Origin of the sequence: Granulicella rosea, from assembly GCF_900188085.1 — a bacterium.
GTDB lineage: Bacteria > Acidobacteriota > Terriglobia > Terriglobales > Acidobacteriaceae > Edaphobacter > Edaphobacter rosea.
Genome location: NZ_FZOU01000005.1, coordinates 18,322 through 32,935, shown reverse-complemented (window position 1 = coordinate 32,935; position 14,614 = coordinate 18,322). Strand labels below are relative to the sequence as shown.

10 protein-coding genes are annotated in these 14,614 nt (G+C 65.0%); 3 read left to right on the top strand and 7 right to left on the bottom strand.

Annotation, left to right across the window (positions count from 1 at the left end):
• Positions 1 to 56: 56 nt before the first annotated feature.
• The gene (locus CHB87_RS14285) at positions 57 to 3,932 is read right to left on the bottom strand and encodes an Rne/Rng family ribonuclease (RefSeq protein ID WP_089409123.1); all 3,876 of its coding nucleotides are present in this window, start codon (positions 3,930 to 3,932) and stop codon (positions 57 to 59) included.
• Positions 3,933 to 4,529: 597 nt separating this feature from the next.
• Between CHB87_RS14285 and CHB87_RS14280 the strand changes: the two genes are divergently transcribed.
• Complete coding sequence (locus CHB87_RS14280; protein WP_142988359.1) at positions 4,530 to 4,967, top strand: hypothetical protein; 438 nt, start codon at positions 4,530 to 4,532, stop codon at positions 4,965 to 4,967.
• A 120-nt stretch (positions 4,968 to 5,087) separates the two neighbouring features.
• Here the strand turns inward: CHB87_RS14280 and CHB87_RS14275 are convergent, their stop codons facing one another.
• The gene (locus tag CHB87_RS14275; RefSeq protein WP_089409121.1) at positions 5,088 to 6,152 is read right to left on the bottom strand and encodes a rod shape-determining protein; all 1,065 of its coding nucleotides are present in this window, start codon (positions 6,150 to 6,152) and stop codon (positions 5,088 to 5,090) included.
• A 322-nt stretch (positions 6,153 to 6,474) separates the two neighbouring features.
• Here CHB87_RS14275 and mrdA point away from each other — a divergent pair, with 322 nt between their 5' ends.
• The gene (gene mrdA / locus CHB87_RS14270) at positions 6,475 to 8,421 is read left to right on the top strand and encodes a penicillin-binding protein 2 (protein ID WP_089409120.1); all 1,947 of its coding nucleotides are present in this window, start codon (positions 6,475 to 6,477) and stop codon (positions 8,419 to 8,421) included.
• 108 nt (positions 8,422 to 8,529) lie between these two features.
• Entirely contained in the window at positions 8,530 to 9,624 is a 1,095-nt protein-coding gene (rodA, locus tag CHB87_RS14265; protein ID WP_089409325.1) for a rod shape-determining protein RodA, read from the top strand.
• Here rodA and CHB87_RS14260 read toward each other — a convergent pair.
• From CHB87_RS14260 to CHB87_RS14240, 5 genes are all read right to left on the bottom strand, one after another.
• Positions 9,621 to 10,346 carry a lysophospholipid acyltransferase family protein gene (locus CHB87_RS14260; protein WP_089409119.1) on the bottom strand — a complete coding sequence of 242 codons (726 nt, stop codon included), beginning with the start codon at positions 10,344 to 10,346 and terminating at the stop codon, positions 9,621 to 9,623. The genes rodA and CHB87_RS14260 overlap by 4 nt on opposite strands.
• A 101-nt stretch (positions 10,347 to 10,447) precedes the next feature.
• Entirely contained in the window at positions 10,448 to 11,872 is a 1,425-nt protein-coding gene (gene mpl / locus CHB87_RS14255; RefSeq protein ID WP_089409118.1) for a UDP-N-acetylmuramate:L-alanyl-gamma-D-glutamyl-meso-diaminopimelate ligase, read from the bottom strand.
• A 24-nt stretch (positions 11,873 to 11,896) separates the two neighbouring features.
• The gene (locus CHB87_RS14250) at positions 11,897 to 12,838 is read right to left on the bottom strand and encodes a S66 peptidase family protein (RefSeq protein WP_245818001.1); all 942 of its coding nucleotides are present in this window, start codon (positions 12,836 to 12,838) and stop codon (positions 11,897 to 11,899) included.
• Entirely contained in the window at positions 12,835 to 13,638 is an 804-nt protein-coding gene (gene dapF / locus CHB87_RS14245; protein WP_089409116.1) for a diaminopimelate epimerase, read from the bottom strand. Before dapF ends, CHB87_RS14250 begins: the two co-directional genes overlap by 4 nt.
• A 266-nt stretch (positions 13,639 to 13,904) precedes the next feature.
• Positions 13,905 to 14,606: an MgtC/SapB family protein gene (locus CHB87_RS14240; protein ID WP_176441772.1), complete on the bottom strand. Its 702-nt coding sequence runs from the start codon at positions 14,604 to 14,606 to the stop codon at positions 13,905 to 13,907.
• Positions 14,607 to 14,614 lie beyond the last annotated feature (8 nt).

The window sequence follows — 14,614 nt, the reverse complement described above, 5'->3', positions numbered from 1 at the left end:
GCAAAAAAACGGCGGACCCGCGTTGGGCCCACCGTTCACTTCAAATAAACAACAATTTAGTGAATGTCGAACTGCTCCGGATGCAGGCTCGGATCGCTCTTCACCAGGATCGTCTTGCCGCACATCTCTTCCATCTCCTGCAGCCAGTGCGTCTGCGGCGACTTCAACTGCTTCACCACCTCGGGATGCACGCGCAGCATCACATCGCCGCGGTCCAGGTGCTTGTGCATCTTGCGCATCTCGACGTAGATGTCGTTGCAGACCGTGATCGGCGACTTGACCATGCCCGTGCCCGCGCAGACGCCGCAGGTCGTCGAAAGCGTCCGCTCCAGCGACTGCTTCACCCGCTTGCGCGTGATCGCCACCAGGCCGAAGTCGTTGAACTGCAATACCTTCGACGGCGCGCGATCCGACTTCAACTCCTCTTCGAGCGCGGCCATCACCTTGTTCCGGTTCTTGCGCTCGTCCATGTCGATGAAGTCGATGATGATGATGCCGCCCAGGTCGCGCAGCCGGATCTGGCGTACGATCTCGGGGATCGCATCCAGGTTCGTCTTCACGATCGTGTCTTCGAGCCGCGCCGTCTTGCCGACGTACTTGCCGGTGTTGATGTCAATGGCGACCAGCGCCTCGGTCTGGTTGATGACGATCGAGCCGCCGGACTTCAGCCATACCTTCGAGCGCAGCGCCTTGTTGATCTCCTCCGTAATGCCGAACTGCTCGAAGAGCGGCGTCTCCTTCGTGTAGAGCTTCACGCGGCGGATCAGCGACGGCTGGAAGCGCTGCAGGAAGCGCAGGACGCGCTCGTACTCGGTCTCCGTGTCGACCCAGATGGCGGAGAAGTTGTCCGTCACCTGGTCGCGCAGGATGCGCTCGATCAGGTTGAGGTCGTGGTAGATCAGCGCCGGCGACTTGCTCGCCTCGGAGCGCGTCTTGATGTCGGCCCACAGGTTCAGCAGGAAGCGCAGGTCGCTGCGCAGCTCCTCTTCGCTTGCTCCAGCAGCGGCCGTGCGGACGATGAATCCACCCGCGGCCTCACCCTTTTCGCTCAGCAGAATCTCCTTCAGCCTGCGGCGCTCGCCATCCGACTCGATCTTGCGCGAGACGCCAGTGTGCGAGACCGTCGGCATGAACACCAGGAACCGGCCCGGCAGCGCGATGTGCGAGGTGATGCGGGCGCCCTTCTTGGCGATGGGCTCCTTCGCGATCTGGCATAGAATCTCCTGGCCCGGCTTCAGCAACTCGCTGATTGCAGGCAGGTTGGTCGATTGCATCGACTGGCGCCCGCCGCCCCGGTGATCGCGCCGGCCACTGTCGCGTCCGCCGCCGTTGCTCCGTTCGCTGCGTTCCTGCGGCTGCGACGGCGCGGCGTTGCTGCGGTCGCCGCGTCCTTCGCGACGGCCACGGTTGCGGCCCTCACGACGGCCCCGGCCCTCCTGGCGTCCGCCCTCGGGACGCGTCGCGCCCTCGGCGACCGGTGCGCCGGCGCCGTCATTTTCCTCACCCGAAAACTCCTCGCCCTCGGCCTCATCCGCGGCATAGCTCTCAGCCTCGGCGTCGTCGAAGTCGTCCACACCCGGCTCGTCGTCGGCCTCTTCGAGCGTGTGGTCCTGATCCTCTTCGAGGAAGTCCTCCTCAAAGTCTTCCTCGTCCTCGTCGGTCTCCTCGTCGATCGACAGGTCGCGCAGCATCGTGCCGAGATCGGCCGCGCCTTCGAGCGTCTCGACCTGCTGTTCGGCCAGCGCCTGCGCCACGCTGCGCGCGTGAACGATGCGGAGATCGGCGTCGTCGTCGGATTCCGACTCGTCGAACTCCTCCATCTCTTCCTCTTCCAGATCTCCCGCGCCCGGCGCAAAGTGCTGAACCGGCGGGACATACGGAGCGGCAATCTCAACGCCGCCCTCGGCGTCGATCTGCTGGGCGACAGCCTCCTCGAAGATCTCATCCTCTTCGACGGCGGTCTCCTGAAGCTCCACAACCGGCGTCTCGGGTTCAGCGAAATGCTCCGCGACAACCTGCTCCTCGATCACAGGCTCCTCGATCACAGGCGCGGCAGACTCCTCGGCTACCTCGTGAGTCACCGGAGCCGCCTCCACGGTCTCGTGAACCGGCTCGGAGATCATCTCGCCCGTAGCCTGGATGCTGGTGATGTCGTGGTGCGCCTCGGTCGCGACCTCCGCAACCGGCTCCGGCGCGAACTCGACCGGCACAAGCTGCTCGTCAGCCTGAATCTCGGCTACCGTCTCGGCGACCGGCTCCGCCTCGGCCACAGGGGCCGACTGGCGGTACTCGCGCGGAGCGACAGGGTCGATCTTGAACGAGACGGACGCCTCGGTCGGCTCATACTCCTGGGGAATCTCGGCGATAGGCGCCTCCGCCTCAACCGCCTCAGGGGCTGCCTCGGCTACCGGTTCGGGCTCGAAGGCAGCGGGCTCGGCGATCGGCTCGAACGGCGCCGCCGCTTCAATCGCGACCTCCGCCGGGACTGCAGCTTCCGCTGACTCTGGAACATATACCGGCTCCGAAACCGGCTCGACGGCAGGCGCTGTCTCAGGCTCCGCAACCGGCGCGGTGAAGTGGCTGACCGGCGCAGGCGCCTGGTGGCTGGCCTGCTCGCGGAACTCGCGCGGCTCACGCGGAGGACGCTGCTCGCGCTGCGGCCGGGACGGATTCTGACCGGACTGCTCCGGCCTGCGCGGACGGATCGTCTCGCCCGGCAGAACCGCGCCGCCATCCCACGCACCGGGAAGGACGAACTCGGTCGAAACCGGCGCGGCAACTACCGTTGCAGCCTCCGGCGCCGGAGCCCCGGAGGCGTCCTTGCGGTACTTTCCGAGCGACTCGCCCGGCAGAATGATCGGCTCGGCAGGCGTCTCGGCATAAACTTCCTGGCCGTAGACCGGCTCGGCGGGTGCGAAGCTGCGCGGCTCGAAGCCACGAGGCGAACGCTGATCGCGATCTCCCTTGCCTCCCTGATTCCGGTCGCGGCGCGGACCACGGTCTCCACGGTCGTTGCGCTCGGGGCGTTCCGAACGCTCGAAGCGCGGAGTCTCGGGCGCGGCGGCCTCAATCACCGGCGGGGCAACTGGCTCCTCGGCTGCGTAAAGGTCGACCGGCTCCGGTGCGATCGGCTGCGCGGCGGCGGCGGGGACGAACCCCTCGCGGCCCGGACCACGGCCTCCACGGCGTCCACGACGACCGCGCCAGCGACGGCTGCCATCAGCGCCCGGGGCGCCCTCGCCTACCTCGTCGGTGTCGACGCGGGTCGGAGGCGGCATGAAGCTGGTCTCTTCGGGAACGAACGGCGCCGGAGCGGCAGGGCGAGCCAGTTGTTCGGGACGGTTCTGCTGCTCGGGCGTGCGGTCGGGACGGTTGCCGCGGTCGCGGCGGTTGCGTCCGCCACGGCGGTTGCCACGGTCGTTCCGCTCCGGACGATCGCCGGATTCATTCTGGCGCGAAGGCGCGGCGGACTCATCGAGGTCCGAGACCGCGGCCTTGAACAGCTCGGCGTCGGTGCGCTCCTGCGTCTTCTCCGGGCGCTCGCCGCGTTCCTGGTTGCGGTCGGGACGTCCGCCCCGGTCGCCGCCGCGATCCCGGCGCTGCTGACCGCCGTCGCGATTGCCGTTCTGGGCGCCTTCCGGACGCGCCGCGCGCTGCCCGTCGCCATTGGCGGAGGCGCCTTCGAAGTCGGCCGAATCGCCCGCTTCTTCCATGAAATCAGTGATATAGAGGAACGCATCACGTTCGAGGCCGATGTCCACGAAGCTCGACTGCATGCCCGGAAGCACACGCGTCACCTTGCCGTTGTAGATGGAGCCGGCAAGCGTGTACTCGTTCTCGCGCTCGTAGTAGATCTCGGTGAGGGCGTCGTTTTCGACGATGGCAAGCCGCGTCTCATGCGGCGTGGAAGAGATGTAAATTTCCTTCGACATGCTCTGTTCTGCTTTCTGCCCGGTTGTGGGCGGCAGGGCAGGCAGAGATCGCGGACGGCGCTAGCAGGATGCTATGCGCGGCCCACCGTGAGTGCGGACATGGATGGAAGTGCGGAAGCTGCAGAGTCGAATGCTGTTACGAGGTGTCGTGGGCTTGCGGACAACCCTGCCTCGGCACGGCCTAAGTTTCTGAAAAGAAACGAGGCGGTGCGTGCGGCGGAACAGGAGAAATCGGCGCTACGGGGGGGAGCTTCCTGCGGAGCATGGCATGCGGAGTTTGTGACCAGTACAACCTCGTGCTGAGGCGGGGCCGTTATCCATCCGGATGCGATCATTCCCAAACCTGTCCGGCCAACGGAGTCGATCTCAGCCTGGCCGGCCTTTATCTAAAGTCTTTATTTCCGCTGCCGGCGCCTGGCGCCAAAGGGAGCGGAGGATGCTGCGAGCAGCTTTTGCTCGCGCTATCTATTTGTAGTATGCACCAGAGACGGTGATTTGGGGAGCCGCACCGAAGGATTTGTAACGCAGCATTCATTTTTGGGCGGTTCCGGAGGACATGCCGTAAGATCGACCCAATCCCGGTTCGAGGTCTCGTCCATGCGTCTCATCCGCGTCTTTGCTCTCGCCGCCGCACTTTGCGCCCCGGCATCTCACGCTCAAACTCCTCTTCCGACGAAACCCGCTGCCCCCGCCTGCGACGGCGTCGTCGTGATGGTCCGAGTCTCCGAGATCACCCCCGGCGGCAGCGCCGAGAAGTTCATGGCTGCCGTCGCGGCGCACCGCGCATGGTTCAAAGCTCACGGCGCACGCGACAACCAGATCGTCGTCGCCCGGATCGAGGACCACGGCGCGTACTCAGGCACGAAGTTCATCACCTATCACATCAACCCACCGGCCACCGAACCCGTGCGCGACGCCGGCTTCGACGCCTTCGTGAAGCTCTACGCCGATACGTCGAAGATCACCGAAAGCTACCGTACCTGCATGCCCGAGACGGTGGTTTCCACCGACCCCACGCCGTGGATGAAGATGTAAAAAGCAAAGCGGATTCCCTGCGGGAATGACAACAAGCAATGCAAAACCGATCAAGACAAAGCTCTCAAGCCTTGTCTTTGATCGGTGTTGTCGGTGCAGATCGGTGTTAAGGAGTTGCAGTTAGTCGATCGAAATCTTCCGCAGCAGCTTGAAGTCCGACAGCATCTTGCCCGTGCCCAGCACGACCGACGCGAGCGGATCGTCGGCGACCGAGACCGGCAGGCCCGTCTCCTCGCGGATGCGCTTGTCGAGGTTCTTGATGAGCGCGCCGCCGCCCGTCAGCACGATGCCGCGGTCTGAGATATCCGCCGAAAGCTCCGGCGGGGTGCGTTCAAGCGCCACGCGGATGCCGTTGATGATCGTCGCAATGCACTCGCCGAGCGCCTCGCGGATCTCCGAATCGTCGATCTGGATCGTCTTCGGCACGCCCTCGATCAGGTTGCGCCCGGTGATCATCTTCGTGATCGGCTTGTCGAGCGGGAAGGCCGAACCGAGCTCCATCTTGATCTGCTCGGCCGTGCGCTCGCCGATCAGCAGGTTGTACTTCCGCTTAATGTAGGTGATGACGGCTTCGTCCATCTGGTTCCCCGCCATACGAACCGACCGGGAATAGACGATACCGGCGAGCGAGATGACCGCGATATCGGTCGTACCGCCGCCGATGTCGACGACCATGTTGCCGCCCGGCTCGGTGATCGGCAGACCGGCGCCGATAGCGGCAACCATCGCCTGTTCGACGAGATGCACCTCGGAGGCCTTGGCCCGATAGGCCGAGTCCATGACGGCGCGCTTTTCCACCTGCGTAATCTCGCTGGGGACGCCGATGACGATGCGCGGATGCACCATCATCTTGCGGTTGTGCGCCTTCTGGATGAAGTAATTGAGCATCTTCTCCGTCTGCTTGAAGTCGGCGATGACGCCATCCTTCATCGGCTTGATGGCGACGATGTTGCCCGGCGTGCGGCCGAGCATCTCCTTGGCCTCCTTGCCGACGGCCTCCACCTCGCCCGTCACCGAGTTGACGGCGATGATGCTCGGCTCATTCACGATGATGCCCTTGTTATGGGCGAAGACCAGCGTATTCGCGGTTCCGAGATCGATGGCGAGGTCGGAAGAAAAGAGGCTGAACAGCGAGCGCATGTTATGCACACGCGAATAACGCATCTGAAAATTGTTCGAAGACATGGGTGAGGCTCTTTCGCTGACTTGGACGCTACATACAGTGTATCCCCCATTGGTAGCACGCGTCTGTGAACCGGAAAAGGCCTGAAGCAATCGCAAACAACCGCAAAAAACCGAACCCACACCCGCACGCAACGGCTTCCGACGCGGTGAATCGCCGCGCACGGACCCGTAACTAACCCAGTACCTTTGTGCGCGTGGACGGTCTAAACTATAGGGAGAGGACACTGCCTCACTGCAACAAGGCTCGATCGTGTTTAAGGACATGGTTTCGGCCATGTCCTTAGGCGGTGCGACACACCCAGACACGCAGCGGACGACATCCATGGAAACTACCCCACAAAGCGCCGGCGGCATCGACCGCGAAGAGAAGCTGGCCCCCGGCAAGCTGCACGCGGCGCAGTATGTCGTGGTGGCGATTCTGGGCATTCTGCTGGTCGGCCTGTGGCGCCTGCAGGTGCTGGGCGCGGAGAACTACAAGTCGCTCGCCGAGGCTAACCGCATCCGCAAGGTGCCGGTGCTCGCCCCGCGCGGCAAGATCTTCGACCGCGAAGGCCGCATCATCGTGGACAACTACCCGTCCACCTCCTGCTACATCCTGCGCGAGCAGATCCGCGACGCCGATGTCGAGCTGCCCATGATCGCCGCCGGCCTGCACATTCCGATCGAGCAGATTCAGGCTGTGCTGAAGCGCTACCAGGGCAACGCCAAGTATCAACCCATCCCCATCAAGCTGGACATCACGCCGGACGAGCAGGCCTTCGTCGAGGCGCACCGCAACGAGCTGCCCGAGCTGGAGACGCAGGACGAGCAGCGCCGCCTCTATCCGCGCGACGGCTTTGCCGCCCACCTGATCGGCTACGTCGGCGAGGTGTCGGAGCAGATGCTTGCCAACGACGACCGCTACGCGCTCTACTCCCCCGGCGACGTCGTCGGCCGGTCCGGCGTCGAGGCCACCTACGACGCCGTGCTGCGCGGCACCGACGGCTCCCGCGACATCATCGTCAACTCGCACGGCAAGGAGGTCGGCCACCTGGGGCAGGAGCTCGCCGTACCCGGGCAGGATCTGAAGCTGACCATCGACCTGGACCTGCAGAAGGTCGCCGAGCGCGCGCTCGATGGCAAGACCGGCGCTATCGTCGCCATGGACCCGCATACGGGCGAGATTCTCGCCATGGTCTCGCGGCCGACGTTCGATCCGAACCAGTTCTCCGTCCGCCTGACCCACAGCTACTGGACCTCGATCCTGAACAACCCCGACCATCCGCTGCTGAACAAGGCGATCCAGGCCCAGCTTGCGCCGGGTTCGACCTTCAAGATCATCATGTCGGTCGCCGGCCTGCAGGAGGGCGCGGCGCAGGACATGCGCGTGAACTGCCAGGGCGGCGCCAGCTTCTACGGTCACTTCTACGGCTGCGACGCGCACCACGGCGGCGTGGACATCCACAACGCCATCCCGCTCTCCTGCGATACCTATTACTACACGCTCGCCAACCGCCTCGGCATCGACACTATCGCGCGTTATGCGAACTCGGTCGGCCTGGGCGTACGCACCGGCATCGACCTGCCCGACGAGGTCGTCGGCACCGTGCCCTCGACCCAGTGGAAGCTCAAGACGCAGCACGCCAAGTGGTTCGCCGGCGAGACGATCTCGGTCGGCATCGGCCAGGGCGCGGTCACGGCGACGCCGATCCAACTGGCGCGCGCGCTGAGCGGCATCGCCTCCGGCGGCGTCCTGCGGCGTCCGCATGTCGTCATGCCCGGCCAGATCGACCCGCGGACGACCCAGTCGATCCTCGAAAACTTCCCTGGCTCCGGCGACAAGACCATTCAGCTCAGCCCCGAAAACTGGCAGACCATCACCGACGGCATGGCCGCCGTCACCGCCACGGGAACGGCCGCCGCGGCGCACCTCGAAGGCATCGACTTCGCCGGCAAGACCGGAACCGCACAGGTGATCGGCCACGACGCGCTGGCCCGCACGAACAAGGGTCATAACACGCTGCCGAACGCATGGTTCGTCGGCATGACGCCGCGCCGCAATCCGGACATCGTCGTTGCCGTCCTCTGGGAGCACGGCAACTGGGGCAACAACTCCGCCAAACTGGCGTCCCAGATCATCGACGCCTTCGTGACCAAGCAGAGGAAGAAGGACAACAACCTGCGCATCGCCGAGACGCCGAAACCCGCGCCGCAGCCTGCCGCACCGGGCGCGGAGCCCCAGCCGGCCGACGTTCCAGCCAGGCTGACGCCAACTTCGTACAGTCACTAGAGCGACCTGCCGACAGGAAGCCGGCTGCCACAAATGATTGTCATCCTGAGCTTCGCGAAGGATCACAATCATTTTGCTCGCGCCCGTCTAAACTGGAAGACAGCACACATGCGCTTCTCTTCCTTCCGCGACTTCGACTGGGTTCTTCTGGGCTTCGTGCTCCTGCTTTCGCTTGTCAGCGTGCTGGAGATCCGCTCCGCCACGGCCATGACGAAGTTTCATGGCTTCGACCACAAGCAGCTTGGCTTCCTGGCCATCGGCATCGTGCTGATGTTCCTTATCTCGCTGATCGACTATCACCGGCTGGTCGACATCGCGCCCTGGGCCTACGGCGTCGGCATCGTCTCGCTCGTCGCCGTGCGGTTTGTCGGGACGAAGGTGCTGGGCGCGCGCCGCTGGATTCGCCTCGGCCCCATCCACTTTCAACCATCCGAATGGATGAAGCTCGTCCTCATCCTCGTCGTCGCGCGCTTCTTCTGGTCCCGCGCCGGGCGCGAACTCGCCTGGACGGACATCTTCAAGGCCTTCGCGCTCGTCGGCGTGCCGCTGCTGATGGTGCTCAAACAGCCCGACCTCGGCACCTCGCTCACCTATGTTCCGGTGCTGATCGTCGGCCTGTTCCTCGGCGGCATCGACTGGCGCAAGGCGTGCATTCTGCTGCTTGCGTTCGCGCTGATCGGCGGCGGCATTCTGAAGTCCGGCAAGGTGTTGAAGGCCTACCAGGTGCAGCGGCTCACCAGCTTCATGAACCCCGACGACGACCCGCGCGGCTCCGGCTACCAGATTCGCCAGTCGCTGATCGCAGTCGGCTCCGGCGGCATCTGGGGCAAGGGCGCGAACAAGGGCACGCAGACCCAGGGCGACTTTCTGCCCATCCCCTACACCGACTTCATCTTCGCCGCGCTGTGCGAGGAGCACGGCTTCGTCGGCGCGCTGGTCGTGCTGATGCTTTACTTCCTCATCCTGATGCGGCTCATTCAGAATGCGCAGACCGCGTCGGACCTGCCCGGCACATTCATCATCATGGGCGTCACCGGAGTCATCGTCTTCCAGATCGCGGTGAACGTCGGCATGGTCGTCGGCATCATGCCGGTCACGGGCATCCCGCTGCCGCTGCTCAGCTACGGCGGTTCGTCGGTGCTGTTCACCTTTCTGGCGCTGGGAATCGTGATGAACATCCGCATGCGGCGGTTTGTGAACTAGTCCGCAGCCGGCAGCGGCCGCATCTCCTCCGGCAGAGCCGCCGCGATCGCCTCATGCACGGCGCGCATCAGATCCTCGCGCGACCGGTATTCGCCAGGCTCGATCGGCGCCAGAAACCTCACCGTCGCCAACCCCGGCGTAATCGCCGCGCTGCCCTTGCGCATCATCGTCTGCGTACCCGCGATGGCGATGGGCACGATGGGCGCGCCGGTCTGCTGCGCCAGGAAGAACGGGCCCTTCTTGAAGCTCGATAGGCGCCCGTCCTTCGAGCGCGTGCCCTCGGCGAAGACCAGGATATGCAGCCCGGACTTCAGTGCGTCCGCCGCCGCGACCACCGACGCCTGCGCCTCCGCCCGGCTGCCGCCACGGCCCACCGGCACGTACTTGCCGATACGCATCGCCGTCCCCAGGATCGGGATCTTCATCAACTCCTTCTTCAGCAGCACCGACGACATGCCCGGCAGCGACGGCAGCAGCACCGGCGGGTCCAGGTTCGAGACGTGGTTGCACATGAAGATGCAGGGCCGGCCCTCCGGCAGCAGCTCCAGACCGGAGGCCTCGACGCGAATCCCCGCCGCGCGCACACCCGCGGCCACAATCCACATGGTGACCCGGTAAAGCGGCCGGATATCGCCAGACAAAACGGTATACGGGATGCCGACAAGCCCAGTCGGGATGCCGAAGAACAGGTAGACGAAGAGCAGCTTGAAGGTCGCAAACATTCCGCTTACCAGACTATCGCAACGCGCTTCGGCTTTTCTTGTTGGTCATTCCCAAAGGGAATCTGCTTCTTCCGTACCCGGCACAGGGTGAGACGCCCAGACTATGCAGTGACCTGTTCCAGCGCCGCCGGCAGCTTGTGGTAGATATCCCCAAAGCCGCCATTCGAAAGAATCGCCACGACATCCCCCGCCGCCAGACGCGGCGCAATCGAGGCGACAATCGCATCGGCGTCGGCGCAAAGCTCCGCCGGCGTTCCACCCTCGTTCAGCCGGGCGACGACGTTCTCCGGCGCCAGCCGCTCGTGGACCGGAATATTCTCCGATTTGAAGACGCCCGCCAGCACCACATGATCCGCCAGCGAGAGGCTCTCGACCAGCGCCTCCTCGAAGACATTGCGGCGCAGCGTGTTCGAACGCGGCTCCAGCACCGCCCACAGCCGGCGTCCGGGATAGGCGTTGCGCAGCGCGCGCAGCGTCTCGCGGATCGCCGTGGGATGATGCGCGAAGTCGTCGATCACGGTCACGCCGCCGACCTCAGCCCGCACCTCGAGCCGCCGCTTCACGCTGCGGAAGCTCGCCAGCGCCTCGACGATCGCGGCGACCGGAACGCCCTGCCCCGCGGCCAGCGCGGCGGCGGCGGTCGCGTTCAGCGCGTTGTGCTCGCCCGCCATCGGCAGGGTCAGGTCGGCGAAGTGCTCGCCCGCGCGCAGAACGGTCCAGCGCGTGCCATGCGCGTCGTGCGTCATGCCCGTCACGCGCCAGTGCGAGGACGGCGCAAAGCCGTACCGTTCCACGGCGCAGAAGGCTTTTGCAACGCACTCGGTTACATTCTCCGCGCCATCGAAGGCGACGATGCGACCGCGACGCGGGATCAGATTGACGAAGCGCTTGAAGGCCGTCTTCACCGCCTTCAGATCCTCGTAGATGTCGGCGTGGTCGAACTCCACATGCGTCAGAATCGCGGCGTCCGGGAAGTAGTGCAGGAACTTCGGCCCTTTGTCAAAAAAGGCCGTGTCGTACTCGTCGCCTTCGAGCAGGAAGGGCCGCGTGGGCCGCACGTGGAAGCTCGTGCCAAAGTTCTCCGCCACGCCGCCGATCAGGAACGACGGCGCAAGCGCCGCATCCGTGCGCGAGGCGACCTCGTAGATCCACGCGAGCATGCTGGTCGTCGTCGTCTTGCCATGCGTGCCCGCGACGACCAGCGACTCGCGTCCGACCAGGAACTCGTCGTGCAGGATCGCCGCCATCGAGCAGAACGGGATGCGCGTGTCGAGCACGTATTCCAGCTCGACATTGCCGCGCGAGATGGCGTTGCCGACGACGACAAGGTCGGGCCGCTGCGCGAGGTTGGCCTCGGCGTACGGCTCATGGACTGGAATCTTCATCGCCGCGAGCTGGTCGCTCATGGGCGGATAGGCAGCGGCGTCCGAGCCGGTGACGCGGTGTCCCTGTGCCTGCAGCATGCCGGCGAGCGACGCCATGGCGGTGCCGCAGATGCCGATCAGATGAATGTGTTTGCTTTGCATTTGGCCCTCAGCGCTATGTACAGCCTAGCCCTCGGTGGCCGCTTCGAGAAAGTGCATGCGCGGGTTCCCCGCATCGGTCAGGTCCAGCCGCGCGCGGATGCCAAGCGGCATGGTGATGTTCGGCGCGCTCACATGACCCGAACGCAGCCCGATGGCGATTGGCCCGGCAAAGTCGCGCAGCGCATGCATCAGCGCGCCTTCCAGCAGCTCTTCCTCGGCCGGCGACGAGACGCACTGCGCCATGTCGCCGAAGACGACGCCCGTCACGCCCTCGAGCATCCCGGCCAGCCTCAGGTGCAGCAGCATCCGGTCCCACTGATAGGGCTTCGTGCCCACCTCTTCAAGGAAGAGGATGCCGCCCTCGGCGCGCGGCCCATACGGCGTGCCCAGACCCTCGGCGAAGATCGACAGGCAGCCGCCGTGTACCTGCCCCTCGGCCAGTCCCGGACGCAGCACGCGCAGGCCGTCAGCCGCGCCCAGCGACCACTCGGCATCGCCGTCGAAGACATGGCGCCAGCTCCGCATCTCGCCGCCGTTCTCGCGCGAGAAGTCCGCCGCCACCATCGGCGCGTAGAAGCTGACGAGTTGCGCCTCGTTGCACAGCCACATGTGGATCGAGGTGTGGTCGCTGTAGCCCAGAAAAGCCTTTGGATTTGCCCGGATGAGCGCCGCATCGAGATGCGGCAGAAGCTCAGCCGAACCCCAGCCGCCGCGCGTGCAGAGGATGCCGTCGATGGCTGGATCGGCAAACGCCGCGTGCAGATCGCGCAGCCGCTCCTCCACCGTGCCCGCGTAGTAGAGCGGACCTTTCTGTAACGCCGACGGATACAGAACCGTCTTATACCCCAGTGCATGCAGGGCTTCGAGCCCACGCGCCACCAGCTCCGGCCTCGGCGTGCTTGCGGGCGAGACCACCGCGAGCGTACTACCGGGCTTCAAGGTCTTCGGCTTCGTCAACGCAGTCACAGGCCCCAGGCCTCGCCGATGCAGACGATCTCCGCCGGTCCGGTCAGCCGCATCTCCTGGTCGTTCGCCGGCCATACGATCTGCTGCGGACCGCCCTGCGCAATGGCCGTCAGCTCACGCGATGCGCCGCGCAGCGCAATCGCCGCAGTCGAAGAAGCGCATGTGCCCGTGCCCGACGAGGTCGTCGGTCCGCAGCCGCGCTCGAAGATGCGAAACTCGATCTCCTCCGGGCGGTTGACGCGGACGAACTCGACGTTCGTCCCATGCGGAAAGAGCGGGCTGACGCTGATCTTCGCGCCCAGCTGCTGCCAGCTCAGGCCATGCGCGCTGAAGTCCTCCGTCTCCGTAAAGAGCACGAAGTGCGGGTTGCCGACGTTCACCATCGCGCCCGGAACCTCGCCCACGCCGGGGATGACGATGGTGCGCTGCATCACGCGCGGGATGCCCATGCCGCTCTCGATCAGGTACAGCGGATCGGTTGCGTCGATCACCTTGCAGGTGCGCAGGCCGCCATGCGTGCCCAGCGTCAGCTCCGTGATGCCCTCGCTCTTGGCCAGCCACGCGGCGACACAGCGCGTGCCGTTGCCCGAGAGCTCCGCCTCGCTCCCATCGGCGTTGAAGAGTCGCAGGAAGAAGTTATCGTACGAGCGGCGTTCGAGGAACTCGATGCCATCTGCGCCGATGCTGGTGTTGCGCGAGCAGAGCTTCTTCGCCAGCTCGGCGTGATTGCGGCTCGCGACCGTCTCTTCGAGGATCAAAAAATCGTTACCGCAGGCGTGCACTTTTACAAAAGAAATCATTGCTTCCGTCCCGTTTCTTTCCAACGATTCAAACGACAGTGCTTTGCTTAAGGGCACGGCTTCAGCCGTGCTACCGTCCGCCGTTCGCAGCGCGGCTTCAGCCGCTGAGGTACGCCTTTTCTTCTGCGGCGACCGAAGCGAAACCGTACCCCAGCGGCTAAAGCCGGACACGTGGCGGGCGATGCGGCATGGCTGAAGCCATGCCGTTAACCAAGCCACCGAGGGCAGTCTTGTGTGCGTTGCGTATATAGCTTTCTGCTTCGATTCTAGTCCTGTTCTGTATCCGCGAAGGCGACGACCTGGTCCGTGTCGTCGCTCGCTCGCAGCGCGGCCAGCAGATCCGCGTGTCTATGTCGATTCACCGTGACCACGAAGGTCACGCGCTCGAAGCCCGGCAGGCTGTCTCGCTCGATGACGTTCATCCGGTAGCCGGCGTGATCCATCACCCTAAGAATAGCCCGGTACATCTGCCCCGCGTCCGTGCCGCGCACCTCGTAGAGCAGCGGATAGCGCTTCCACTTCATCCCGCCTTCGAGCATGCCGATGAACTGTAGCGCGATCAGCACGATCAACGTCGCCAGTCCCGCCTCGATATACAGGCCCGCGCCGCATGCCATGCCGATCGACGCAACCACAAACACCGTCGCCGCGCTCGTCAGCCCCAGCACCCGGCTGCGCGTATGCAGGATCAACCCCGCACCCAGAAAGCCGATGCCCTGCACGATGTTCGAGGCGATCTGCGCATGGTTCCCACCTTCGCCGGCAATCAGGGGCGAGAGCATGGTGAAGCACGCGCAGCCCAGGCAGAGCAGCATGTTCGTCCGCAGACCGGACGCCTTGTGCCGCGCCTCGCGCTCCAGCCCGATCACGCCGCCGCACAGACACGCCGTCAGCAGCTTCGCCGCCGTGCCGGGCGAGAGGTGCATCTGGTCGAGTTGGCTGAAATGAAAGTTCGAGGGCAGAATCATGCTGGCTG